This window comes from Streptomyces sp. NPDC088553 (genome assembly GCF_044752965.1).
Taxonomy (GTDB): domain Bacteria; phylum Actinomycetota; class Actinomycetes; order Streptomycetales; family Streptomycetaceae; genus Streptomyces.
The window spans coordinates 538,365-564,088 of record NZ_JBIVMG010000005.1 but is presented as its reverse complement, the minus strand read 5'-3'; the positions used below and the strand labels follow the sequence as shown (position 1 = coordinate 564,088).

Sequence of the window (25,724 nt, the reverse complement as noted above, 5' to 3'; positions counted from 1 at the left end):
AAACCCGGCGGCGGACCGTCTCCCCTGTGCGGTCCGCCGTCGGCCCGGCGGGCCCGTTTCCCCCAGGCAGAGGATGTGACCCGCCCTCGTGGCAGCACACCGAAAACCCAGGCAGTCCCCCCTCGGTGGCCAGGCGGGCCGCACCGCCGCCACCCTCGCGCTCGCCTCCGCCGCGACCGCGACGCTCTTCGAGGGGTCCGGGCACGCCGAACCCCGTCCCACCACCGCCCAGGTCAAGGAGAAGGTCGACCGGCTGTACGAGGAGGCCGAGGTCGCGACCGAGCGGTACAACGGGGCGAAGGAGAAGGCCGACGAGGCCCGCGCCGCGTTCGAGCGGCTGCGCGACGAGGCCGCCCGCAGGACCCAGCGGCTCAACACCGCGCGGGACGGGCTCGGGGCCATGGCCGCCGCCCAGTACCGGTCCGGGGGCCTCGACCCCGCCGTCCAGCTCGCCCTCACCTCGAACCCCGACCAGTACCTGGAGCGGGCCGCGCTCGCCGAGCGGGCCGGGGACCGGCAGGCCGCCGCCGTCAGCGCCGTACGCCGCGAGCTCGCCGCCGTCCGGCAGCTGCGGGCCGAGTCGACGGGGCACCTGGACGCGCTGCGCGCGCACGAGACGGAGCTGCGTCGGCAGAAGGCGGCCGTCCTCGGCAAGCTCCAGGCGGCACGGACCCTGCTCGCCCGGCTGACCGCCGAGGAACGCGCCCGGTACGAGGCCGCCGAAGCGGGCCGCGACGGCTCCGGCACCTCGGCCGGGAACGGCGGCAGCGGAGGTACGGGCGCGGCGCCCGCCGCCGTACGCGCCGACCGCTCCTCGGGGGGCGACCGCGGGCCGGTGACCGCGCCGAACGGCCGGGCCGCCGAGGCCGTCTCCTTCGCCCGCGCCCAGCTCGGCAAGCCGTACGTGTGGGGGGCGACGGGCCCCTCGGCGTACGACTGCTCGGGCCTCACCCAGGCGGCCTGGCGCGCGGCAGGCGTCTCGCTGCCGCGCACCACGTACACCCAGATCAACGCGGGCCGGCGGGTCTCCCGGTCCCAGCTCGCCCCCGGTGACCTGATCTTCTTCTACTCCGGGATCAGCCACGTCGGGCTCTACATCGGCGGCGGCCAGATGATCCACGCCCCCCGCCCCGGCGCACCCGTGAGGGTCGCCCCCATCGACGAGATGCCCTTCGCGGGAGCGACCCGGGTGGGCTGATCAGACCAGGCGTCGGGCAGTGGCCCAGCGGGTCAGTTCGTGGCGGTTGGACAGCTGGAGCTTGCGCAGCACCGCCGAGACGTGCGACTCGACCGTCTTCACCGAGATGTAGAGCTGCTTGGCGATCTCCTTGTACGCGTATCCGCGGGCGATCAGCCGCAGCACCTCCCGCTCCCGCTGGGTCAGCCGGTCCATGTCCTCGTCCACCGGCGGCGCGTCCGTCGACGCGAAGGCGTCCAGGACGAATCCGGCGAGCCGGGGCGAGAAGACGGCGTCGCCCTCCTGGACCCGGAAGATCGAGTCGACCAGGTCGGTACCGGTGATCGTCTTGGTGACATAGCCCCGGGCACCGCCCCGGATCACCCCGATGACGTCCTCGGCCGCGTCCGAGACGGACAGAGCGAGGAAGCGCACCGGGTCTTCCGCCGCGCTCATCAGGCTCGCGCAGCGCCGCAGCACCTCGACCCCGCCGCCGCCCGGCAGATGCACGTCGAGGAGGACGACCTCCGGGCGGGTCGCCGTGATGACGGTGACCGCCTGGTCGACGTCGGCGGCCTCGCCGACCACCTCGACGCCGGTCACATCGGTGCGGCCGATCTCGGCCTGCACTCCCGTACGGAACATCCGGTGGTCGTCGACGAGCACCACCCGCACCCGGCGCTCCGTGCCCGCCCCCGCCTCGGTTCCGGTCGCTTCCCCGGTCTCGTCGCTCATCCGTCCGCCCTCTCCATCTCAAGCTCCACTTCGGTGCCCCCGCCCGGCACGGACCGCAGCCGGGCCGTGCCGCCGTTGCGCTGCATCCGGCCGATGATCGATTCTCGTACGCCCATCCTGTCCTCGGGGACCGCGTCCAGGTCGAAGCCCGGCCCCCGGTCCCGGACAGAGACGAACACCGTGCGGCCCTCGACCTCCGCGTACACCTGTACGGCCCCACCCTCGCCACCGTACTTCGCGGCGTTGACCATCGCCTCGCGCGCGGCCTGCATCTGCGCGACCAGGCCCTCGTCGAGCGGGCAGTCGCCGACGACGACCACCTCGATCGGGACCCCGTGCTTGTCCTCGACCTCGGCCGCCGCCTTCCTCACCGCCTCGGCGAGGGTCTCGGGCTCCTCGTCCCTGCCGGTGCCCTCGGGCTTGTAGAGCCAGTTCCGCAGCTCGCGCTCCTGGGCGCGGGCCAGCCGGCGGACCTCGCCCGCGTCCTCGGCGTTGCGCTGGATCAGGGTGAGGGTGTGCAGCACGGAGTCGTGGACATGGGCCGCGACCTCGGCGCGCTCCTGGGCGCGGATGCGCATGGTGCGCTCCTCGGTGAGGTCCTGCGACATCCGGACCAGCCAGGGGCCGGAGAGCAGGGCTATGCCGGTGAGGACGGCGACGGCGGCGGTGAGTGCCGTGCCGAGCTGGGCGACGGAGCCGCGGACCACCACGAAGACGGCGAGGCCGGTGCCGACCAGGGCGACGCCGACGAGACCGCGGGCGAGCTGGAGGGCGCGCGTGCGGCGGCCGGGGTCGGTCCAGCTGGCCCGGCGGGCGTTGTCCGCCTGGCGCCAGACCAGGGCGACGCCGACGCCGACGAGGAGCAAGGGCCAGACGTACCGGCCGGACTCGCCGTCGACGCTGATGTTCCCGATGAGGAGCGCGGCGCCGATCGCGAGCACGATGAGGGCGAAGAGCTGGCCCCGGTCGGGCTTGCGCAGTCTGCGGCGCCCGTCGGGGGTGGTCTCGAAGACGGGGCGCGGGGCGGTCCGGCCGCCGACGCCGAGCGGGACGACGATCCAGAAGGCCGCGTAGATCAGGAGACCGAGACCGTCCAGGAAGCACATGACCACGAAGGCCATGCGCACCCAGACGACCGGCAGCCCGAGGTGGCCAGCGAGGCCGCGCGCGACACCGCCGAGCCATCGCCCGTCGGCGCTCCGGTAGAGCCTGCGCACGGGCGGTTCGTCGGTCTCGGTGACACGAGCGGCTGCGGACATGCACCGATCGTCACACGTTCGGCCCGCCCTGGACATCAGGGTCGGCCCTGAGATCGTCCCTGGTGCCGCCTCGGGGACGGTGGGGCGCCGAATATCAGGGTCGGGCCAGGGTCGGCCCCGGTGCCGCTCGGCGTCACGGGCCGTCACCATGGACGCATGACGAGTTCGATGCCTTCGCAGCACGAGGCCCCGCCGCCGGCGGAGGCCGTCTCCGCCCCTCCCTTGCGGCGCTCGCGCGGCAGCAAGGTCGTGGGCGGTGTCTGCGGTGGCCTCGGCCGGTACTTCGACCTGGACCCGGTGATCTTCCGGGTGGTGATCGGTGTGCTCGCGGTGCCGGGCGGCCTCGGGCTGATCTTCTACGGCTTCGCGTGGCTGCTGATCCCGCTCGACGGCGAGGAGGAGAACGACGGGCGCAGACTGCTGACCGGCCGTGTCTCCGGGGGCACGCTGGCCGCCATACTGATGGCGCTGGTGGGCTGCGGGGTCTTCCTGTCGATGCTGCACAGCGGGTCGATGCTGGGTTCGGCCCTGCTGGTGGCGTTCGCGCTGTCGTCGGCGGCGATCTGGTCGCGGCACCGGCAGGCCGGCGCGGTGGAGGCGGAGGGACGGGCGGACGCGGCGACGGCCTCCCGGCCGGTCGCCGAGGCCCCGCCCGAGACCAAGGCCCCGCCGCTCGTCGAGTTCCCCTCGTGGTGGCGGGACCCGATCGTCAAGGACGGCTCGACGGGCAAGGTGGCCATCGGCTACCTGTGGGGGCCGCACGGCATCGTGGACAAGGACGGCCTGGTGGACGGCGAGGTGCCGAAGCCGGGCGGCCAGTGGAACGCCGGGCCCGACGCTCCCGGTCGTCCGAAGCCCTCGATCCGGCGGAGCCCGTACTCGATCGGCGGTCTCGTCTATCTGCTCGCCATGGTCGCGGCGGTCGTCGGCACCTCCCTGACCTGGGAGAGCCAGCCGCTGGGCACGAGCCTGCAGACCGGTCTGGTCGCAGCCCTGGCGGTGTTCGGCCTCGGTCTGGTCGTCAGCAGCTTCCTGGGCCGGACCGGGTTCGGCACGATCTTCCTCACCGTGGTCACGGCGGGTCTGCTCGCACTGACCACGGCGGTGCCCAGCCAGATCACCACGGAGTGGATACGCGAGACGTGGAAGCCGTCGTCGGTCGCCGCCGTGCAGCCGCGCTACGAGCTGGGGACCGGGGTCGGCACGCTCGATCTGTCGACCCTCGCGGTCCCGGCGGGCACGACCGTGTCGTCGTCGATCGAGGTGGGCGCGGGGCAGCTCAAGGTGATCGTCCCGAAGAACGCGGTGGTGAAGCTCCACGCCCAGGTGGGACTCGGCGATCTGCGGCTGCCGGGCGAGCCGGCGAACGACATCGACATCTCGCCGGACCGGGACGTCACCCGGACGTTGAACCCGCCGGCCGGGACCACCCCGGCGGGCACCCTCGACCTCTCTCTCGAGGTCGCCGTCGGACAGGTGGAGGTCACGCGTGCTGCTTCATGAGTTCCGCCCCGGCAGGATGATCGCCGGCCTCACCGCCCTCGCACTGGCCGGGCTCTACGCGGGCGACGCCACCGGGGCCTGGACGACCCCGTGGTACGTCGTGTTCCCGGTCCTCTTCGGCGGCCTGGGCACGGCCGGCCTCGTGACCTGGATCGTCTACCGCGTCCGGCGCCGCTCAGCGAGGAGCCGGTCGAGAGACAGCACCGACGCCCCGGCCAGCACCAGCGGCAGCCAGGCCATCAGATAGGCGAGGTCGTTGCCGAGATAGTACGGGTTCACCTGCCAGCTGACGGTCAGCCAGAGGCTCAGCGAGATCAGCGCGCCGCCGAGCGCCGCCACGCGCGCGAAGAGACCCACCAGGGTCCCGATCCCGACGGCGAGCTCCCCGAAGGCGATGGCGTAGCCGAAGCCGGCGGGGTTCTTGAGGGCGAGGTCGACCAGGGCGGGGATGGCCGAGCTGTCGCGGACGCCGGTCATCATCTCGCCGATGGAGCCCGTGCCGGAGTCGGCGAAGAAGGCGGAGTCGGTGAGCTTGTCGAACGCGGCGTAGATGAAGGTGACTCCGAGGAAGACCCGCAGCGGGACGAGGGCGTAGCGGGAGCCGAGTGCCTTCCACCGGTCGAGCGCGCCGGCGAAACCGGCACGGCCCGTGCCGCCCGCGCCTCGGCTGCCGTCCGGGCCGTTCGTACCGCCCGCGCCTCGGGTGCCGTCCGGGCCGCCCGTGCCGCCCGCGTCACCGGTCCCGCCGGCCGTGCCGTCCGCCCGGTCCGCGTGTCCCGTCATCGTCGGTCACCTCTCCTCGCCCCGTACGACTGTTCGCGGAACGATTCTCCCCGCCCGGCCCGTGAAGGGATACGCGAAGGAGGGCCGGAGGGATCAGTCCACGACGTCGATCGTGACCCGGTTGGTCTCGACGCCCGCCGCCGTCACGACCGAGACCTCCACCCGGCCCGGTTCCACGTCCGCCGGGAGGGGGACGGTCAGGGCGGCGTCGGTGGGGTTGGCGAAACCGCCCGGGACCGGAACCAGCGGCACATGGGCGTGGACCGGACCGATACGGACGACCAGACGGGTCAGCGGGTCGGGAGCACCGGCCCCGGGCGGGACGAAACCGCAGCCGCGGATCTCGATGTCGTCACCCGTGCGGATCGGGGCGTCGAGGTCTCCCGCCTCCCGGGACCTGACCACGGAGTGGATCGTGGGGCGGACGCCCTCGGTGTACTTCGCGGCGAGGTGCCAGACGGCCGAGACGCCGACGAGGAGCACCAGGGACCAGGGCACCCCGGGGAGCCCGGCCGGGTCGTGGGCGAGGGCGACGGCCGTCAGGACCAGGACGGAACCGGAGACGAGGACGTACTGGACGTCGGCGAGCGCGGCCCGGCCGCTGTCGTCGCAGAGCAGGTCGGCGGCGCGCGGCCGGTCGGCGCGCACCTTCTGGAGACGGCGGGACGCGATCCCCGCCGCGACGACGAGCCGGGCGGTCACGGTGACGGCCGACACCAGGGCGAGGACGGTCAGCAGGCCGGCGCCCCGGGCGAGCCCGAAGGCACGGGCGCCCGGGGACTGGAAGGCCAGGAGGACCAGGGCGTAGCCGAGGAGGAGGAGCCAGGCCGCGGCGACGGCGCGGGAGGTGGAGAGCCGGTTGTCCTCCCCGATCAGCGGGGCGAGCAGTCCGCCGCGGGACCGGTGGGCGTGGGCGGCGGCGCTGAGCAGGACGGCGAGGACCAGGGCGGTGCAGAGGCCGGCCGTCCGGGCGCCGGTCCAGCCGCCGCCGACGGCGGTGAGGGCCTGGCCGAGGAGCAGGACGACGACGGCGCCCCAGACCGCGGCGAGTCCCCCGCGCCGTACCCGGTCGAACCAGGCCACGCCGGCCTCCCGGCCGTGCAGGGCCACCGCGCGGGCGGACTGGGCGAGCTCGTCGGAGACCCACTGGCGGGCGGCGACCGGGGAGTGGGCGACGGCCGCGGGGACACCGTGCCCGGCGGCGAGTTCGTCGCGCCGCGCGAGGAAGGCGGCGACGGCACGCCGGTGGCCGGTCTGTCCGCAGTGGGCGCAGCCCGCGCAGGCCGTCGCGTGCTCGCCGTACTGTCTCGCCTCTTGAACCGCCACGGTGCTCACTTCCCGAGCTCACTTCACGACACGTACCGGTGCGTCCCGGAGGGTCAACCAGCCGTTGGTTCCAGGGAATTGTGTCGTACCGGCGGCTCCCGCACCTGCCGCGTGCGCCCCGCCGGAGGGTGATTGCCGCGCCATCGCATTGACGTACAGAAGGGTGAAGCGATGGTGTTACGACAGGAGTTCGGGCTCCGTGCGGCTGATCCTGCGCCAGAGGGGCTGGTAGTTGATCCAGGCGACGAGGTCGCTGCCGAGCTGTTCGCGGGTCGCGACGGCCTCGCGGTGGTCGATCAGGACCGGTTTCCCGGCCGCCCGCGCGACCAGCTGCACCTGGGCGCAGCGCTCCAGTGCGATGAACCACCAGGCGGCTGCGTCGACGGAGGCGCCGACGGTGAGCAGCCCGTGGTTGCGGAGCACGATCGCCTTGAACGTGCCGAGCGCGAGGGCGATCCGGCGCCCCTCCTCGGGATCCACGGTGACGCCGGTGTAGGCGTCGTAGAGGGCGTGGTCCTGGTAGAAGGCGCAGGCCTCCTGGGTGATCGGGTCGAGGAGCTCGCCGAGCGAGGCGAGGGCCCGGCCGTGGAGGGAGTGGGTATGGGCGACGGCCACGGCGTCGGGCCGGGCCCGGTGGACCTGGGCGTGGACGGTGAACGCGGCCTGGTTGACGTGCTGCCCGCCCCGTACGACCTGCCCGTCGCCGTTGACCAGGATGAGGTCGCTGGCGGCGATCTCCTCGAACGGCGCCCCGAAGGGGTTCACCCAGTAGCAGTCGGGGAGTTCGGGGTCGCGGGCGCTGATGTGGCCCGAGACGCCCTCCTCGTAACCGAAGCGCCCGAAGACCCGGAGCGCGCCGGCGAGCCGCTGTTTGCGGTGGGTGCGTTCCTCCTCGGCCGTCGCGTGGACGGGCGGCATGGCGAAGTGGAGCCGGTCGACGGGAACGGGGTCGGGTATCACGCTCATGCGCCGGAAGGTAATGCCCGGCCGGTCAAGTCACCAGAGTCCGGACGCCACGGAAAGACGCCTTCGTGAGGGGCCGGACACGACGAAGCCGGACACGACGAAGCCGCCGCCCCCGAGTGGCGGGGCGACGGCTTCACACACCTACGGGAGGGACTACTCCCACTCGATGGTGCCCGGCGGCTTGCTGGTGACGTCGAGGACGACCCGGTTGACGTCCTCGACCTCGTTGGTGATGCGGGTCGAGATCTTGGCGAGCACGTCGTACGGCAGGCGCGACCAGTCGGCCGTCATGGCGTCCTCGGAGGAGACGGGGCGCAGCACGATCGGGTGACCGTAGGTGCGGCCGTCGCCCTGGACGCCCACGGAGCGGACGTCGGCGAGCAGGACGACCGGGCACTGCCAGATCTCGCGGTCGAGGCCGGCCGCGGTGAGCTCCTCGCGGGCGATGGCGTCGGCCTCGCGCAGCAGGTCCAGGCGCTCCTTGGTGACCTCGCCGACGATGCGGATGCCGAGGCCGGGGCCGGGGAACGGCTGGCGCTGGACGATCTCCTCCGGCAGGCCGAGCTCCTGGCCGACCATGCGGACCTCGTCCTTGAAGAGCTGGCGCAGCGGCTCGACGAGCTCGAACTCGATGTCGTCGGGGAGGCCGCCGACGTTGTGGTGGGACTTGATGTTGGCGGTGCCGGTGCCGCCGCCGGACTCGACGATGTCCGGGTAGAGGGTGCCCTGGACGAGGAAGGCGACCTCGGGGCCCTCTTCCTGGAGGATCTCCAGCTGCGCCTGCTCGAAGACCCGGATGAACTCGCGGCCGATGATCTTCCGCTTGGTCTCGGGGTCGGAGACGCCGGCGAGGGCGGTGAGGAACCGCTCCTGCGCGTCGACGACCTTGAGGTTGACGCCGGTGGAGGCGACGAAGTCCTTCTCGACCTGCTCGGTCTCGCCCTTGCGCATGAGGCCGTGGTCGACGTACACGCAGGTGAGCTGCGAGCCGATGGCCTTCTGCACGAGCGCGGCGGCCACGGCGGAGTCGACGCCGCCGGAGAGGCCGCAGACGGCGCGCTTGTCGCCGACCTGGGCGCGGATGGCCGCGACCTGCTCCTCGATCACGTTGCCCGTGGTCCAGCTGGGCTCGATGCCGGCGCCGCGGTAGAGGAAGTGCTCCAGGATCTGCTGGCCGTGCGTGGAGTGCAGCACCTCGGGGTGGTACTGGACGCCGTAGAGCTTCTTCTCGTCGTTCTCGAAGGCGGCGACCGGCACGACGTCCGTGGACGCGGTGACGGTGAAGCCCTCGGGGGCGGCGGAGCAGGCGTCGCCGTGCGACATCCACACGGACTGCTCGACCGGGGTGCCCTCGAAGAGGGTGGAACCGGCCTTGGAGACGTGCAGCGGGGTCCGGCCGTACTCGCGGGCGCCGGTGTTGTCGACGGTGCCACCGAGGGTCGTCGCCATCAGCTGGAAGCCGTAGCACATGCCGAAGACGGGGACGCCCGCCTCGAAGATCGCACGGTCGAGGCGCGGGGCGCCCTCGGCGTACACGGAGGACGGGCCGCCGGAGAGGATGATCGCCTTCGGGTTCTTGGCCAGCATCTCGGCCACCGGCATGGTGGACGGGACGATCTCGCTGTAGACCCGGGCCTCACGGACGCGGCGGGCGATGAGCTGGGCGTACTGGGCGCCGAAGTCGACAACGAGGACTACGTCCGGGTTGGTGACGTCGGGCGCGGCAGCGGGGGTCGCTGATGACACTACGGCGGCCTTCCGGCGGTAGGAGGAGGGTCCCCCGAAGGGGGTGCTATTTGTCGATTCTACCGGCGCGCCGGTGGCGCTTTTCGTCTCACCATCCGAACCCGGGTTGGCTCCGGTCCGTCGCCGGGGTCCATACTGTTCCCATGCGCGAGCTCACGACCTTCGTCTTTACCTATGGCAACCGGCCCACCGGCTGCCATGGTCGTGCTGCTTGAGCAACTGACAAGCGACTTCCCAGGCGCCCCGGGCTGACAGCCCGGGGCGTTCTGTCGTTCCCGGGCCGGTTCACCCGAGGGCATCCGACACCCCAGGAGCCCCGCCATGACGACGAACACCGCCACCCCCGAGAAGACCGGCGCCCGCACCGACGAGGCGGCGACGCTGATCGGCGGCGCCCGTGACCGCATCGACGCGCTCGACGACCGGATCATCGGTCTCATCCAGGAACGGATGGCCGTCTCGGCCGTCATCCAGGAGGCGCGGATCTCCTCCGGCGGCCGCCGGGTGAACCTGGCCCGCGAGATGGAGGTCCTCGGCCACTACAGGGACGCTCTCGGCAAGCCGGGCACGGCGCTGGCGATGACGATGCTGGAGCTGTGCCGGGGCCGCATCTGAGCGTGCGCCCGCGTGACCGGGGCGCGTCGCCGCGGCCGAGCGTGCGCTCGCGTATCCGGGTGCGTTCCCGGATCTGAGTTCGGGCCCCCTCTCACCCGTACGGCGCGTGACCGGCTCCGGCCCGGCTTCGTTGGTCCGGGTGTCCGTGCCAGCCAGGGGCGGGCCCGTAAAGAAACCACGCGTGGCTTCGCTGGGGCGTGTGGCGTACTTCTGGTACGTCGTGGGACCTCGCACCAGCGCTTGTGACAGGGCAGCAGGGGACAGCAGCCCGGTCACCCAGAAGGAGCGGTCGGCCCCGGGGACGCCCGGGGCCGGCCGCAACCGACCCCGAACCCGTCTCGTCCCCTCAGAACCCCCTCCCACGCGGCGCAACCCCCCGGCGCCGCCCCGCTCGGCACCGCCGCTGCCCTGACACCGGTGCCGACCCCAAGGGCCCCGTGCCGCGACCGGAATCGCGGCACGGGGCCCTTGTTCGCGCGCACCCCCACGATGTGACACGCGTCACACGAAGATCCTGTGCAACCGCTACAACCATCCCCGCCGGTCGCGGGTCATCTATGCAGCAACACCAAAGCTGGTAGGGGCGCTGCACTCGGAGGGGGGTGCAGCGCCCCTTACCTGTGTCGGCTCATGACGCCTTCGGCGGAACCGCCGGCATCCCCAGGAACGGCAGCCGCAGCGCGCCGAATGCCTCCGCCGGGACCGCCGGGGACTTGGGCTCGATCGCCGCGATCCGTACGTACGCCTCGCCCTGCCGCGGCCGCGGGTCCGCCTCGCCCTTGTTCGGCCAGAAGGACATCGCCCGCTCCGCCTGAGCGGTGATCGTCAGGGACGGGTTCACGCCGAGGTTCGCGGAGACGGCGGCGCCGTCGACCACGGAGATCCCCGGGTGCCCGAAGAGCCGGTGGTACGGGTCGATGACACCGGACGCGGCGTCCGCGCCGATCGGGCAGCCGCCGAGGAAGTGCGCGGTCAGCGGGGTGCCCATCAGCTCGCCGACGTTGGAGCCGGCGAAGCCGTTGATCTCCTCGGCGAGGAGGCTCGCGGCCCGGGTCGCCGCCTCGATCTGCGTCGGGTTGGGGGCACCGTGGCCCTGGCGGGCGGTGAGCAGGCCCTTCCCGATGCCGCCCGGCTTGCGGTAGGTGGTCAGCGAGTTGTCCAGGGACTGCATGACGAGGCCGATGATGGTCCGCTCCGACCAGCGCCGGTTGGACAGCGAGCGGGCCGCGAGCGCGGGGTGCTTGACGATCTCGAGCAGCCACCTGCGGACCCGGTGCGCGCCGTACGGCACCTGGAGGATCGTCAGCGCGCCCATCGAGTTGGAGCCCTTGCCGTACCGGACGGGCTCGATGTGGGTGTTCTCGTCGGGGTGGATCGAGGAGGTGATGGCGACGCCGCGGGTGAAGTCGGCCCTCTCCTTGCCGTGCTTCTTGCGGTAGCGCCGGTCGGTGGTCTGCGAGCCGACGAGGCCCTCGGAGTTGGTACGGGTCAGCTCGCCGAGCCGGGCCGAGATCCGGGGCAGCAGGCCGGTGTCCTTCATCCGGTGCAGCAGGGTCTGCGTGCCGTACGTGCCGGCGGCGATGACGACCTCGCGGGCCCTGAAGGTACGGCCCTTGCCCTTCCTCCGGTTGTCGGAGGGGAGGGTCTTGACGGCGTAGCCGCCCCGCGAGTCCTCGGTGACCGCGACGACCGAGGTCATGGGGTGGACGACCGCGCCCGCCTTCTCGGCGAGGTGGAGGTAGTTCTCGTTGAGGGTGTTCTTGGCGCCGTGCCGGCAGCCGGTCATGCACTCGCCGCACTCGGTGCAGGCCTTGCGGGAGGGTCCGGCGCCGCCGAAGAACGGGTCGGGCACCTCGCCGCCCGGCTTCGCCTTCGCCGTCCCGTCGCCGTCCTGCCCGTCCCCGAAGAACACCCCGACGGGCGCCATGTGGAAGGTGTCGCCGATGCCCATGCTCTGCGCGGTCGCCTTGAGGTGGACGTCCGACGGGGTCATGGTCGGGTTGATCCGGACGCCGAGCATCCGCTTGGCCTGGTCGTAGTAGGGGCTCAGCTCCTCGCGCCAGTCCGTGATGTCCTTCCACTGCGGGTCGTCGAAGAACGGCGCGAGCGGCTCGTAGAGGGTGTTGGCGTAGTTCAGGGAGCCGCCGCCGACGCCGGCGCCCGCGAGCACCATCACGTTGCCGAGCAGGTGGATCCGCTGGATGCCGTAGAGGCCGAGGGCGGGCGCCCACAGGAAGTTCTTCACGTCCCAGGAGTTCTTCGGCAGGGTCGCGCGGGTGAAGCGGCGCCCGGCCTCCAGGACGCCGACCCGGTAGCCCTTCTCGGTGAGGCGGAGCGCGGTGACCGAGCCGCCGAAGCCGGAGCCGACGACGAGGACGTCGTAGTCGTACGCCTCGTCCTCCGCCTGCTCCTGATTTTGGGTAGGGGGTACCGCGGTCATGGCTCTCCTCGTACGAAAAGGGGACGGTCGGGAGGGGGAGGCGCTGCGCCGGGTCAGCGCAGGCGCAGGGCCTTCATCGCCTTCAGGGACGCGCTCATGAACGCGGCGTACTTCTCGTCGTCCATCCCGAAGGAGGGCGCGAGCGGGATCAGCCGCTGCTGGGCGACGGTCTGGGCCTCGGTGTACTTGAGGATGCCCTCGGAGCCGTGGCGCCGGCCGAGCCCGGAGTCCTTCATGCCGCCCATCGGGGACTGCACGCTGCCGTAGGCGGGGGCGTACCCCTCGTTGATGTTGACGGTGCCGGTGCGCAGCCGGGCCGCGACCGCGTGGCCCCGGCGCGAGTCCTTCGTCCAGACCGAGGAGTTCAGACCGTACGGGGTGGCGTTGGCGAGGTCGACGACCTCGTCCTCGTCGCGGAAGCGGTAGATCGAGACGACCGGGCCGAAGGTCTCCTCGCCGCAGACGGCCATCGGCGCCTCGACGCCGTCGAGGATGGTCGGCTCGAAGAACAGGGGGCCGATGTCGGGGCGCGCGACGCCGCCGGCGACGAGCGTGGCGCCCTTGGCGACGGCCTCCTCGACGTGCTTCGTGACGGTCTCCAGCTGGCGGTCGCCGACGAGCGAGCCCATGTCGGCGCCGTACGCGAGGGAGTTGCCGAGCCGCATGGCCCGGGTGCGGGCGGCGAAGCGGTCCAGGAAGGCATCGGCGATCGACTCGTGCACGTAGAGGCGCTCGATGGAGATGCAGAGCTGGCCGGCGGAGGAGAAGCAGGCGCGGACGGCTCCGGCGGCGGCCTTCTCGATGTCGGCGTCCTTCAGGACGAGCATCGCGTTCTTGCCGCCGAGTTCGAGGGAGACCCCGACGAGCCGGGCGGCGGCGCCCTGGGCGACCTCGCGGCCGGTACGGGTGGAGCCGGTGAAGGAGACGTAGTCGGCGTGCTTGACGACCTCGGGGCCCACGACCGGGCCGTCGCCGAGCACGACCTGGAAGACCTCGGCGGGCAGCCCGGCCTCGATGAGCAGGTCACGGGCCCACAGCGCGGTGAGCGCGGTCTCCGTGTCGGGCTTCATGACGACGGCGTTGCCCGAGACGAAGGCGGGGAGCGCGTCGCCGACGGAGAGTTCGAGCGGGTAGTTCCAGGGGGCGATCTGCCCGACGACACCGCGCGGCTGGCGCAGCTCGGTGACCTTGGTGAGGGTCGGCACGACGCCGGTGTGACGGCGGGGCTTCAGGTACGAGGAGGCCTTGCGGCCGTAGTGGCGGGCGGCGACGGCGACCGCCTGCACCTCCTCGTGGGCGTGCAGGCGCGCCTTGCCCGTCTCCAGCTGGATGAGGTCGAGGACCTCGGACTGGCGCTGGAGGACCAGGTCGTGGAAGCGCAGGAGGACGGCGGCGCGGGCCCTGACCGGGGTGGCGGCCCAGGCGGCCTGGGCGCCACGCGCGCGCGTGAAGGCCTCGGCGACGTCGTCGGGGGTGGACTCGGGCAGGTCCGCCAGCTTCGCCCCGGTGAACGGCGTGTGGTTGGCGGTCCGGCCGGAGCCGACGACACCGCGCGTGAGCCGGGCGACCACCTCGGGCGTCACGACGTCGGCGGCCGTGCGGGCGCCGGCGGGCGCGGCCGCGACCGGATTGGTCGCCCCGGCGGGCGCGGCGGCTCCGGCCTGCGCGGCGGGGACGTCGGGAACCGAGGGGGCGGCGGGGGCCTGCGAGTCCGTCATGGGCCCGAGCGTAGGCGCCGTTCCGCCCTTTGGGTACCCGTCGGTAACGCGTTTTCACCGGGTGCGCACATCACGCCAGCGATCACTGGCATATAAGCCCTGATCAGGGGCTTATGGCTGTGAGGAGGCCCGAGCCGGAGATTTCACCGGGTTCAGTCGCCCGGTGCCCGCCAGTGCTGGAGGACGACGTCGAACTGCTGGCGGGTGGTCTCCCAGCTGGACTCGGGGGACGACATGTAGATCGCGTACTCGGTGCCGTCGTCGGCGTAGTACATGAGGTCGATCGCGTGCCGCGGCCCGGGGAAGTCCCGCTTCTCCGTCCAGGTGAACTCCCACAGGCTGGACCGGACCTGGTCGCGATAGGTGGTCTGGCCGAGCTTGACCCGGGTGTACTCCATCCGCTTCGCGACGATGCGCTCCAGGTCGAGCGCGTGCATGTACGGGTTCTCGAAGTCGGGGCTGGGGTCGATGTTGATCCGGATGCGGTGACGGCCGTTGTCCGGGGTGTAGTCGATGTTGTCGCCCTCCGTCTGCCGCTTCCAGCCCTTCGGCACGACGATGCTGAAGCCCTCCCGGTCATCGACGCGGTGCCAGCCGTCCGGGATGTCGCTCGGGGTGGCCCGGGTGGTGGTGGGGGCGGGAGCGGTGGTCGGGGCGCGTCCGCCGTCGCCGCGGTCGCCGCCCGCGTAGTTCATGGCGGCGAATACCGCGCCGCCCGCGACGAGGCCGGCGAGCAGCGCGGCCAGGACGGCGGTACGCCAGCTCCTGCCGCGGCCCGAACCGGAGGCGGCGGGGTCGGCGGACGGCGGTACGACGGTGGGCGGGGAGGACTGCTGCCCATGGGTTCCGTGGCTCCCCTGGGTTCCCTGGGGCGGGTGGGACTGCTGAGAGGACTGGAGCGAGCGGGACTGCTGTGACGACTGGCTGGACTGGTGGGACTGGTGAGACTGGTGGGATGACTGGGCCTGGTGGGGCCACGGGGCGAGGCCGGACGGGGTCGTGGCCCGCGCCGTGCCCGTCGGCCCCGGGCCGTCGGACTGCTCCCCCAGCGTGACGAGGTCGTGGCCGGAGACGGAACCGTCCCCGGTCGCGTCCAGGTCCTCCCGCGCCACCCGCTGGGTCGGTACGTACGCCTGCGCCGCCGCCGGCGTACGCCCCTCCATCGCGTCGAGCAGCATCCGACCGGCCTCGTCCGCCTGCGGCCGCTGCGCCGGGTCCTTCCGCAGCAGGGCCACGATGACGGGGGCCAGCGGCCCCGCCTTCTCCGGGTACGGCGGCTCCTCGGCCACCACGGCCTGCATGGTGCTGATCGGCGAGGTGCGGCGGAACGGCGAGGTGCCCTCCACCGCCGTGTACAGGGTGGCGCCGAGCGACCAGAGGTCGGAGGCGGGACCGGGGTCGCCGCCCCGTACGCGCTCGGGGGCCAGATAGTCGATGGAGCCGACGAGTTCACCGGTCCGGGTGATCGTCGCGTCGCCCTCGATCGCCGCGATCCCGAAGTCGGTGATCAGGACGCTCCCGTCACGGGCGAGCAGGACGTTGCCCGGCTTGACGTCCCGGTGCAGCACCCCGGCCGCGTGCGCGGCGCGCAGCGCGCCGAGGACGTGGAGACCGATCCTGGCCGCCTCGTGCGGGTCGATCGGGCCCTTCTCCTTGGCGGCGTCGGCGAGCGAGGGCCCGTCGACGTACTGCATGACGATCCACGGCCGGTCGTCGTGCTCCAGGACGTCGTGGACGGTCACCACACCCGGGTGCGTGATCCGAGCGGCGGCCCGCGCCTCCTTCTGCGTACGGGCGTGCAGCACGAGGCGGTCGGCCTCCGCCACGAACCGGCCGGCCGTCAACTCCTTCACCGCCACGACGCGGTGAAGCACCTCGTCGTGGGCGCGCCAGACCTTGCCCATGCCGCCGCGTCCGATGGACTCGCCCAGCCGGTAGCGCCCGGCGAGCAGCAGCCCCGCGCCTGTGCTCTGAGAATGTTCCACTTGCCCCCGCCCGTTCCTTCGGATGCCAGGTTACGGAGGGGGGCACGGGTGGCGGAACCTCGGGGCCGCCATAGGAACAGCACTGTGACCGGGGGCCGATGGGCATTCCGGGCACCCCCTCCCGACACGGTCCCGCTCAGCGGCCCGGACGGAACCCCTTCGTGGCCTCGTCGAAGATCTCGGAGACCTTCTCGCTCCGGTCCTCCGGGCCGATGACCTGCACGACGTGGTACCGGCCTCCGGCGATCAGGGCGAGGTTGCGGACGAACACCTGACGGCCCGTGCTGTCCAGCCACCAGTAACTGCCCGTGGCCGTCGCCGTCGTACCGATGTCGACCCGGCGCGTGTCGTCCGACCGCGACCAGCTCGACCCCCGGAACGGCTCAAGTTCGCGTTCCCTGGAGTTCTGGTACTCCAGCGGGTCCGAGCCGTTGTCGCCGACGCTGTCGCGGCCGGGGACGACGATCATCGTGAAGTCGCCGCTGGTGTAGCGCACTTGGTCGGCGTCGTTGATCGGGCTGCGCCGCCACCCGTTCGGCACCCCGATCCGGAACCCCTCGGGGTCCTGCCGCAGCGTGTACCCGGCGGCGAGGGCCGGGGCCGAGGGGTCCGCGGCGGGCGGGGTGGTGCGCGGGGTGGCCGGCGGTCCGCTGGTCGGCGGGGCCGTGGTCGGCCCTTCCGTCGCGGGCGGAGGGCTCGCGGACGCGGTCGTACGCGGGGCCTGGCCGGCCGTGGGAGTGGTCGGCGTGGTCGGCTCCTCCCCGTCGCCGGACATGAAGAGGACGGCGTACGCGACGGCCCCGCCGAGCAGCAGGAAGACGAGGACCAGGAGCGTACGGCCGAGGGCCTGCGGGGAGCCCGGGGGCCGCGAGGACGCCGGCCGGCCGCCGCGCGTCTTGGCCGCGCGGGGGGCACGGGGCGGTCTGGGCGCTCTGGAGGCGCGCTGCGGGATCTCCTCGTGGAACGACTCCTGGAAGTCCTCCCGGTACTCCTCGCGGACGTCGTCCCGCACGGGGGCGGGCCCGTACTCGCGGGCGTGGAGCTCGTCGTGACGGGCGTGCGCCTCGGCCGGGGGGCGCGGGTCCTTGCCCCGCTTGTGGCGGTGCCGGCCCGCTCCCGCTCCCCCGCGCCGACGGCGTACGAGCTCGCCGCGCCGGCGCACGATCGGCAGCCGCTTCGCGTCGAAGGACGGCAGCGGTACGACTCCGACACCGGCCTCCGGCTCAGGAGCCGAACGCACGAGGGAACGCAGCCAGCCGCGCAGTTCCTCGAAGTCGGGTCGCTCGGTGGGGTCCTGGCGCAGCAGGGACTCCACGACCGGGCGCAGCGGGCCGCACTCCTCGGCGAAGGCGGGCGGTTCGGCGCAGACCAGCTGGACGAGCTCGGCGGCGCTGTCCTCGGGGTAGGGGGCGTGACCCTGGACGGCCCGGTAGAGGAGCGCGCCGAGCGCCCACAGGTCGGTGGCGGGGCCGATCGGCGGGGCGAGGCGCCAGTTCTCGTGGACGGGACCGGCCTGTTCGGGCGCCCAGCGCTCGGTGACGGCGCCGACGACCGCGATCCGGGTCTGCCGGGCCCGCTCGGCGGCGAGCCGGGTGGTGGGGCCGCGGTCCGCCTGGGCCTGGGCCGGGATCCTGGCCGGCTCCAGGGCCGCCTCCCGCGCGCCGGCGGGGACCGGGAGGCGTGCGGGGTCCGGGGTGGCGGCCGTGTAGCCGGCGGGCAGGGCCGGGCGGCCCGAACCGGGCAGCACGGGGCCCCGGCCGGGGCCCGAACCGCCGCCGGCCGGGATAGGCGGGGAGCTGTCGCGCGAGGCGTGCGGGCCGTCGCTCCAGTTGCCGGCGAGCATCACGCGCGGCGGCGGACCCGCCTGCGGACCCGGGCCGTACGGCTCGTCGCCGTCGTCCTCGTCGTCCTCGTCGTCGTCCGCCACCCGCGCCCACCACTGCGGCTCGGGCGCACCCGCCGCCTGCGCGGTCGGCGCCGGGGGCGGCTCGGGCGGGTCCGTCGGCGCGGGGCGCTGCACGGGCAGGGCCCCGGTCTCGCCGAGCTTGGCGGCGGCGCGCGCACCGGCCCGGTAGGCGGCGATGGCCCCGGCGCGGGCGGCCCGCACGTCGGCGGTGGGCGGCACGGGCGAGGGCCGCGTCTCGGCGGCGGGCACCGCGGGCAGCGCCCGGCCGTAGGGGTCGGAGCCGTAGCCGCCGGGGGCGTTCCCGTAGGGGGAGGGCGATCCGGTCTCGTCCGGACCGGATGCGGGGTCGTATGGGCCGGGTTCGGGGTCGTATGGGCCGGGTTCGGGGTCGTACGGGTCGGACTCGGAGGCGTACGTGTCGGACTCGGGGACGTACGTGTCGGACTCGGGGACGTACGTGTCGGTCTCGGAGGTGTACGGGTCGGACTCGGGGACGTACGTGTCGGACTCGGAGGCGTACGGCGCGGACTCGGAGGTGTACGGCGCGGCTTCGACGGCGTACGTCTCGTCGCCGTGGCCGTACCCGTACCCGTAGCCGTGGTCCGGCCCCGGCTGCTCGTCCGGCCCCTCTGCCGGCCCGTCGAGCAGCTCATCGACCAGTTCCCCGGCCGGCTCCTCGACCGCCTCCTCTGCCTGCTCCTCTGCCGGCTCCTCGAACTCGTCCGTCCCGTACGGGACGTGCCCGTCGCCCTCCTCGTACACCTCCGCCTCGTACAGCTCGGAGCCGTACTCCTCCGTGCCGTACCCCTCGGAGCCGTACCCCTCGGAGCCGTACTCCTCGGCCTCGTACGCCCCGTCCCCGTACTCCTCCACCGGCGCCTGCCACGCCGTCGTGTCCGGATCCGGCTCCGGTACGGGCGCGTACCCGCAGAGGGCCTCCTCCGCGGCGCCCACCGCGAGGCCCGTGAGGACCACCCGGCCGTCGTCGCAGACGAGCACGGTCCGGGCGGTGATGTTCCGGTGCACCCACCCGTGGGCGTGGAGCGCGCGCAGGGCGGTGAGGACGTCGGCGCCGATCTCGGCCGCGCGGTAGGGGTTGAGCGGCCGCTCGGCGAGGAGCGCGGCCAGCGGCCGGGCGGCGATGCGTTCGCTCACTATCCAGAGCGAACCGGCCTCCGCGAAGACGTCGAAGACCTGGTCGAGCAGGGGATGGTCGGGGATCTGCGCGGCGGCCTGGGCCGCCTCGATCGCCCGGCGGACGACGGGCTCGGCCGGGCGGCGGGTCGCCCGCCCCGCGGCGCCGTAGGGGCCGGCCGGGCCGCCCTCGCCGTCGAGCACCTCGGCGTCGACGAACTCCGGCAGCGGCACCTGGCGGACCAGGACCTCCTGCCCGCTGAACGTGTCGAAGGCGCGCGTCCCGGCCGGGTCGTACGCGTCCGTGTCCGCGTCCGCCGACGGCAGCGGCAGGCGGTAGCGGTCCGCGAGCACCCTTCCCGCGTAGTCGTCCACGACGCCTCCCCACGCGCGCACGCTGTCCCCCGTGGACCCGCGGACCCCTCGGGATCGGGCGGGATCACGCGAGTCCGACAATTCCGGTCCGGCACCGTGCAGTTATCGGCTCTGTTCGGCTGCGTACGGTCCTCGAACTCTCACGATACGTGCCGTTGCTCAGTCCTTGGGGCTGAACGTGGCGAACGCCGTCTCGCGCAGCGTCTTGCACTCCGCGCCGTTCCACTCCTCCGCCTTGCAGCTGATCATGATGGAGTAGCCGTGCTCGGCGTCCACCTTGAAGCCGCGGTTGAGCACATGGACGCGCATGCCCTGCTGGGTGCGCTCGAACTCCCAGTCCGCGACGGTCGGGTAGCCGTTGTAGGAGACCGTCCGGATGCCGAAGTGCTTGTAGTTCTTGCTGGTGGCGGCCACGCCGATCTTGCCGAGCTCCCAGGCGGCCGCCGCGTTGTCCTTCGGGGTGGAGTTGAAGTCGACCTGGATGCGCGGGAAGCCGCCGCTCTCGCTGAATATCCCGCCGCCGCTGTAGCCCGGGATCGAGCGGAGCGTGTACGTGGCGGGCATCGCCATGGAGAAGTGGAAGCGGTCGTTGGTGACGAGGGTGTAGCCCGCGGGCAGCTGCGCACCCGCGCCGCCGCCGGGCTTGCCGCTCGGCGTGGTGCCGGTGCCGTTCGACCCGCCGGACCCGTCCGTGGAACCGGTGGAGCCCGTGGAGCCCGTCGTGCCGTTGCCGCCCGTCGACCCGTTCGAGCCGTTGTCGCCGGGCTGCGCGCCGCCCTGCTGCCCGGCGCCGCCGGGCGACTCGCCCTTGCCGGCGTCCGATCCACCGGAGCCGTCACCGCCGGCGGAGGCGCCGGCCGAGGCCGTGGTGCCCCCGCTGTCCTTGCCCTGGTTGCCCTCGTCGCCGCCCCTGAGGGAGACCGCGAGGATCGTCCCGAGCAGGGCGAGTACGGCGACCGCGGCGATGATCACGAGCGTGCGGCGCGGTACGACGTCGGTCAGCGACGCGCGGGCCTGAGCCGGTCTGCCACCGCCCGGCCGCGGCGCGGAGGTGGGCACCGCCGCCGTCCTGGCGGTCGGCGTCGACGACGCCGCCGGCCCGGGCGTCACGGAGGCCGCCGCGTTCCGTACGGACTTCAGCGCTCCCCGCATCCGGTCGGCGGACGCGTCGGGCGCCTTGCCCCGGTCGGCCGCCGGGGGCACCGGAGGCTGGTCGGGGCGCGGCGGCAGCGGTACGACCCTGGTGACCTCGGGGGAGACCGGGGGCACCGGGTCGGGCGCGTCGAGCACCGCGCGGAGCAGGACCCGCGCGCGGGCGTCGTCGAGCCGCTGGGCCGGGTCCTTGGCGAGGAGGCCGTAGATGACCTTCTCCAGCTCGGGTCCGGCGTTCTTCGGCGGGTCGACGGGCTCGGTCATCACCGCCGTGAGGGTGGCGATGGCGGAGCCCTTGTCGTACGGCGGGCTGCCCTCGACCGCCGCGTAGATCAGCCCGCCGAGCGACCACATGTCGGCGGCGGGACCGGGCTTGTGGCCGCGGGCGCGCTCGGGCGAGATGTACGAGGGGGCGCCGACGAGCATGCCGGTGGAGGTGATCGAGGGGTCGCCCTCGACCTGGGCGATGCCGAAGTCGGTGAGGACGACCCGGCCGTCCTCGGCGATCAGCACGTTGGACGGCTTCACGTCGCGGTGCAGGATGCCCTCGCGGTGCGCCGAGCGCAGCACGTCGAGGATGGCGAGGCCGACCTCGGCGGCGCGCCGGGGCGTGAGCGTGCCGTCCTCGCGGACGGCGTCCGCGAGGGACTTGCCCTCGATGAGCTCCATGACGATCCACGGACGGTCGTCCTCGTCGACGACGTCGTAGACGGTCACGGCGCCGTTGTTGCGGATCCGGGCGATGGCCTTGGCCTCGCGCAGGGTCCGGGTGATGAGGCGGCGCTTCTCGTCGTCGTCGATGCTGGTGGGGAAGCGGAGTTCCTTGACGGCGACGGTACGGCCGAGGGTCTCGTCGACCGCGCGCCACACGGTGCCCATGCCGCCGCGGCCGAGGACCCCGCCGAGCCGGTAGCGGCCGGCGAGGAGCCGGCCCTCGTTGGCCGGGGCCTTGCGCCCCCGGTCACCACCGGTGCCGCGTGCGGAACCCCGCGCCGGGGGACGGTCGCTCTCGCCGTCACCGTCGCCCGCGCCGAACCCGGCCCGCCCGGTCGACGGCTCGGTTCCCCGCAGCCGCCCGCCGGACGCGCCCTGAACGTCCTTCACGTCCGGACCGCCCGGGGCGTCCTGAACGTCCTTCACGTCCCCGGCACCCGAGTCCTTCACTCCTCCGGCACCCGAGTCCCGCGCGCCCGCCGAATCCACCGGACCCGCCGGCTCCACGGACCTCGTGGGCTTCACCAGGTCCGCCGGAACCGCGGAGTCCGCAGCCGACGCGGCGGATACCGCCGGTGCCCCGGCTCCCTCCGCACCCCGCCCGACCTGCGCGTTCTCCGCGTCCTGTGTGCCGTTCGCGTCGTCCCGCTCCGGCTCACGCGCGGCCGGGACCACTCCTCGGTCGCCGTCGGTCGCGGCCCCCGCGGCGGCGTCCCGCCCGGGGTCCTTCGCCGTGTCCCGCGACTGCTCCGCCTCCGACATGCGTCCCCTCTGCGATCCCTGATCTTCGCCGCGTCTGCCGCTTCCCGCGCGATGCGGTAACCCGCCCTGGAAGAGAGGCCATTGTCCCTCACCTCAGGACGGGTGGCGCCCCCGGGTCCGTACTCCGGGATGACGACGCCCCCGCACACCTCCCAGGTTCCCACCCCGCGCGTCCCGGACGTCCCGTCAGATCGGCACGATGTCCGGCGCCCCGAGCCGGGCGGCGTCCGCCGTCAGGTCGTCGGGCTGCCGCTGCGACTCCCGCTCGGCCTCGACCCGCTTCTCGTAGTGCTCGATCTCCTTCTCGATCTGGTGCTCGTCCCAGCCGAGGACCGGCGCCATCAGTTCCGCGCACTCGCGGGCGCTGAGCGTGCCCCGGTCGAAGGTCTCGATGGAGATTCTGGTGCGCCGGGTGAGGACGTCGTCGAGGTGCCGTGCGCCCTCGTGGGAGGCGGCGTAGACGATCTCGGCGCGCAGGTAGTCGTCGGCGGCCGGGAGCGGTTCGGCGAGGGTGGGGTCGGCGGCGATCAGGTCGAGGATCTGCTCCGTCAGGGAGCCGTACCGGTTGAGGAGATGCTCGACCCGGACGACATGCAGGCCGGTGCGGGCGGCGATCCTGGCCCGGGCGTTCCACAGGGCCCGGTAGCCCTCGGCGCCGAGCAGCGGGATGTCCTCGGTGACGCAGGGGGCGACCCGCTGGTCGAGGCCGTGCACGGCCTCGTCGACGGCGTCCTTGGCCATGACGCGGTACGTCGTGTACTTGCCGCCGGCCACCACGACCAGGCCGGGCACCGGGTGGGCGACGGTGTGCTCGCGGGAGAGCTTGCTCGTGGCGTCCGACTCTCCGGCGAGCAGGGGGCGCAGGCCCGCGTAGACCCCTTCGACGTCGTCCCGGGTGAGCGGGGTGGCGAGCACGGTGTTCACATGCTCCAGGAGGTAGTCGATGTCGGCGCTGGACGCGGCGGGGTGCGCCTTGTCGAGGTCCCATTCGGTGTCGGTGGTGCCGACGATCCAGTGCCGGCCCCAGGGGATCACGAAGAGCACGGACTTCTCGGTGCGCAGGATCAGCCCGGTGGACGAGTGGATGCGGTCCTTGGGGACGACGAGGTGGATGCCCTTGGAGGCGCGGACGTGGAACTGGCCGCGCTCGCCGATGAGGGCCTGGGTGTCGTCGGTCCACACCCCGGTGGCGTTGACGATCTGCTTCGCCCGGATCTCGTACTCCGCGCCGGCCTCGACGTCCTGGACGCGGGCGCCGACGACCCGCTCGCCCTCGCGCAGGAAGCCGATGACGCGGGCCCGGCTCGCGGCCAGGGCGCCGTAGGACGCGGCGGTGCGCACGAGGGTGGTGACGAAGCGGGCGTCGTCCATCTGGGCGTCGTAGTACTGGAGGGCGCCGACGAGGGCGTCCTTCCTGAGGCAGGGGGCGACCCGCAGGGCGCCGCCCCGGGAGAGGTGCCGGTGGACGGGCAGGCCGCGGCCGTGCCCGGAGGAGAGGGACATCGCGTCGTACAGCGCGACGCCGGAGCCCGCGTAGAACCGCTCCCAGCCCTTGTGCTGGAGCGGGTAGAGGAAGGGGACCGGCTTCACCAGGTGGGGTGCGAGCCGCTCCAGGAGCAGTCCGCGCTCCTTGAGGGCCTCGCGGACCAGGGCGAAGTCCAGCATCTCCAGGTAGCGCAGGCCGCCGTGGATGAGCTTGCTGGACCGGCTGGAGGTGCCGGAGGCCCAGTCGCGGGCCTCGACGATGCCGGTGGAGAGCCCTCTCGTGACGGCGTCGAGGGCCGTCCCGGCGCCGACCACCCCGGCGCCGACCACCAGCACGTCCAGCTCGCGCTCGGCCAAGGCGGCGAGCGCCTCGGCGCGCTCGGCAGGTCCCAGTGTCGCTGTCCTCACGGCTTGCCTCCCGTCGTCCCCGTCGTTCCCCGTCGTTCCAGCGCGCGAACCGGGCCCCTGTGGTCCGGCTCACAGCTCGATTCTGGCCCTCCCCGGCGACTTCAGCCACCGCCTCGCCACCGACCTGTGGATAACACTCGGCGACCTTCGGCCGCACAATGCGGCATATCGGTCATATTTACGCCTAGTCTGACATTGCGCTCGACCCGTTCTGTCCACCGGGCTTGCGCGTCGCGTTCCCTCCGGCTATCGGGAAGGACGGCCCACCCCCATGCCCGCTGATCTCGCCGTCATCGGCCTCGGCCACCACGGACTCCCCCTGGCCCAGGCCGCCGTCGCCGCAGGCATCGACACCATCGGCTACGACACCGATCCCCGCCCCGTCGCCGAACTCGCCGCCGGCCGCTCCCCGGTCGACGGCTCCCTCACGGTCCCGGAGATCCGCCGGATGCTCTCGGGGGGCTTCCGGCCGACCGCCAACCCCGCCGAACTCGGCCGGGTCCGCACCGCCGTCCTCTGCGCCCCTACCCCCCTGGGCCCCGACCACGCCCTCGACCTCACCGCCGTCACCGACGCGGCCCGCGCGCTCGCCGCCCGGCTGCGCCCGCACACCACCGTCCTCCTCGAATCCCCGGTCCCCCCGGGCACCACCGAGGGCCTGCTCCGGGACCTCCTCGAAGAGGGCTCCGGCCTGCGCGCCGGACGCGACTTCCACCTCGCGTACTCCCCCGGCCGCCTCGACCCCGGCAGCCGTACGCACGGCTTCGCCGGCACCCCCAAGGTCATCGGCGGCCTCACCCCGGCCTGCACCGAGGCGGCGGCCGCCTTCTACGGCCGGCTCACCGACAAGGTGGTACGCGCGCGTGGCCCCCGCGAGGCGGAGACGGTCAAGCTCCTGGAGACCAACTTCCGGCACGTCAACATCGCCCTGGTCAACGAGATGGCGGTGCTCTGCCACGAACTCGGCGTCGACCTGTGGGACGTCATCCGCTGCGCCGAGACCAAGCCCTTCGGCTTCCAGGCCTTCCGCCCGGGACCCGGGGTCGGCGGCCACGGCGTCCCCGTCGACACCGTCGGCGCCCACCGCCCGCTCCGCCTCGTCGAACTCGCCGGCCAGGTCAACGAGCGCATGCCGCAGTACGTCGTCCAGCGCGCCGCCACCCTCCTCAACGAGCACGGCAAGTCGGCCCGCGGCGCCCGGGTCCTGCTGCTCGGCATCACGTACAAGCCCGACCTGCCGGACCGCCAGGGCTCCCCCGCCGACGAGATCGCCCGCCGTCTGATGGACCTGGGCGCGGCCGTCAGCTACCACGACCCGCACGTCCCCGACTGGCGCGTCCGTGAACTCCCCGTGCCCCGCGCGGACTCCCTCTACGAGGCCGCCGCCCACGCCGACCTGACGGTCCTGCTCCAGCACCACCGCACGTACGACCTCCAAGGCCTCGCGGTGAAGGCCCAGCTCCTCCTCGACACCCGCGGCGCCACCCCCACGGGCACGGCCCACCGTCTCTGACCTGCACAGCCGGGGCCAAAAC

The 25,724-nt window shown here is 73.3% G+C and carries 16 protein-coding genes; 4 read left to right on the top strand and 12 right to left on the bottom strand.

Translation table 11 applies throughout. The features are described from left to right. The first annotated feature begins 88 nt into the window (after window positions 1–88). The gene (locus ACIP8Z_RS19435; protein WP_402084868.1) at window positions 89–1,198 is read left to right on the top strand and encodes an NlpC/P60 family protein; all 1,110 of its coding nucleotides are present in this window, start codon (window positions 89–91) and stop codon (window positions 1,196–1,198) included. On the opposite strand, the gene ACIP8Z_RS19430 is transcribed toward ACIP8Z_RS19435, so the two are convergent. Further along, on the bottom strand, window positions 1,199–1,912 hold the full coding sequence (locus tag ACIP8Z_RS19430) for a response regulator transcription factor (protein ID WP_209496414.1): 714 nt from the start codon (window positions 1,910–1,912) through the stop codon (window positions 1,199–1,201). Continuing rightward, window positions 1,909–3,171, bottom strand: a complete 1,263-nt coding sequence (locus ACIP8Z_RS19425) for a PspC domain-containing protein (protein ID WP_402084865.1) — start codon at window positions 3,169–3,171, stop codon at window positions 1,909–1,911. Before ACIP8Z_RS19425 ends, ACIP8Z_RS19430 begins: the two co-directional genes overlap by 4 nt. Window positions 3,172–3,327: 156 nt before the next feature. Between ACIP8Z_RS19425 and ACIP8Z_RS19420 the strand changes: the two genes are divergently transcribed. Further along, complete coding sequence (locus tag ACIP8Z_RS19420; RefSeq protein WP_402084863.1) at window positions 3,328–4,674, top strand: PspC domain-containing protein; 1,347 nt, start codon at window positions 3,328–3,330, stop codon at window positions 4,672–4,674. Window positions 4,675–4,830: 156 nt separating this feature from the next. Here the strand turns inward: ACIP8Z_RS19420 and ACIP8Z_RS19415 are convergent, their stop codons facing one another. From ACIP8Z_RS19415 to guaA, 4 genes are all read right to left on the bottom strand, one after another. Further along, window positions 4,831–5,457: a DoxX family protein gene (locus tag ACIP8Z_RS19415; RefSeq protein ID WP_402084861.1), complete on the bottom strand. Its 627-nt coding sequence runs from the start codon at window positions 5,455–5,457 to the stop codon at window positions 4,831–4,833. A gap of 93 nt (window positions 5,458–5,550) precedes the next feature. Further along, on the bottom strand, window positions 5,551–6,783 hold the full coding sequence (locus ACIP8Z_RS19410; RefSeq protein WP_402084858.1) for a hypothetical protein: 1,233 nt from the start codon (window positions 6,781–6,783) through the stop codon (window positions 5,551–5,553). Window positions 6,784–6,960: 177 nt separating this feature from the next. Further along, window positions 6,961–7,749 carry a class II aldolase/adducin family protein gene (locus ACIP8Z_RS19405; protein WP_402084856.1) on the bottom strand — a complete coding sequence of 263 codons (789 nt, stop codon included), beginning with the start codon at window positions 7,747–7,749 and terminating at the stop codon, window positions 6,961–6,963. Between the two features lie 153 nt (window positions 7,750–7,902). After that, window positions 7,903–9,495 (bottom strand): glutamine-hydrolyzing GMP synthase, encoded by a 1,593-nt coding sequence (gene guaA / locus ACIP8Z_RS19400; RefSeq protein ID WP_402084854.1) that lies wholly within the window; start codon window positions 9,493–9,495, stop codon window positions 7,903–7,905. 321 nt (window positions 9,496–9,816) lie between these two features. Between guaA and ACIP8Z_RS19395 the strand changes: the two genes are divergently transcribed. Next, the gene (locus ACIP8Z_RS19395) at window positions 9,817–10,110 is read left to right on the top strand and encodes a chorismate mutase (RefSeq protein WP_319310555.1); all 294 of its coding nucleotides are present in this window, start codon (window positions 9,817–9,819) and stop codon (window positions 10,108–10,110) included. A gap of 628 nt (window positions 10,111–10,738) precedes the next feature. On the opposite strand, the gene ACIP8Z_RS19390 is transcribed toward ACIP8Z_RS19395, so the two are convergent. The 6 genes from ACIP8Z_RS19390 to ACIP8Z_RS19365 all read right to left on the bottom strand — a co-directional run bounded on the left by ACIP8Z_RS19390 (window position 10,739) and on the right by ACIP8Z_RS19365 (window position 24,189). Continuing rightward, on the bottom strand, window positions 10,739–12,550 hold the full coding sequence (locus ACIP8Z_RS19390; protein WP_402084851.1) for a GMC oxidoreductase: 1,812 nt from the start codon (window positions 12,548–12,550) through the stop codon (window positions 10,739–10,741). 53 nt (window positions 12,551–12,603) lie between these two features. Beyond that, window positions 12,604–14,268 carry a succinic semialdehyde dehydrogenase gene (locus ACIP8Z_RS19385; RefSeq protein WP_402084848.1) on the bottom strand — a complete coding sequence of 555 codons (1,665 nt, stop codon included), beginning with the start codon at window positions 14,266–14,268 and terminating at the stop codon, window positions 12,604–12,606. Window positions 14,269–14,420: 152 nt separating this feature from the next. Continuing rightward, window positions 14,421–16,253, bottom strand: coding sequence for a serine/threonine-protein kinase (locus tag ACIP8Z_RS19380; protein WP_402084845.1), 1,833 nt, complete (start codon window positions 16,251–16,253; stop codon window positions 14,421–14,423). 136 nt (window positions 16,254–16,389) lie between these two features. Then, window positions 16,390–19,668: a protein kinase gene (locus tag ACIP8Z_RS19375; RefSeq protein WP_402084843.1), complete on the bottom strand. Its 3,279-nt coding sequence runs from the start codon at window positions 19,666–19,668 to the stop codon at window positions 16,390–16,392. Between the two features lie 159 nt (window positions 19,669–19,827). Next, window positions 19,828–22,296, bottom strand: coding sequence for a protein kinase (locus ACIP8Z_RS19370; RefSeq protein ID WP_402084840.1), 2,469 nt, complete (start codon window positions 22,294–22,296; stop codon window positions 19,828–19,830). A gap of 186 nt (window positions 22,297–22,482) precedes the next feature. Further along, window positions 22,483–24,189, bottom strand: a complete 1,707-nt coding sequence (locus tag ACIP8Z_RS19365; protein WP_402084838.1) for a glycerol-3-phosphate dehydrogenase/oxidase — start codon at window positions 24,187–24,189, stop codon at window positions 22,483–22,485. A gap of 271 nt (window positions 24,190–24,460) precedes the next feature. On the opposite strand from ACIP8Z_RS19365, the gene ACIP8Z_RS19360 reads away from it, so the two are divergent. Continuing rightward, window positions 24,461–25,702, top strand: a complete 1,242-nt coding sequence (locus ACIP8Z_RS19360) for a nucleotide sugar dehydrogenase (protein WP_402084835.1) — start codon at window positions 24,461–24,463, stop codon at window positions 25,700–25,702. Window positions 25,703–25,724 lie beyond the last annotated feature (22 nt).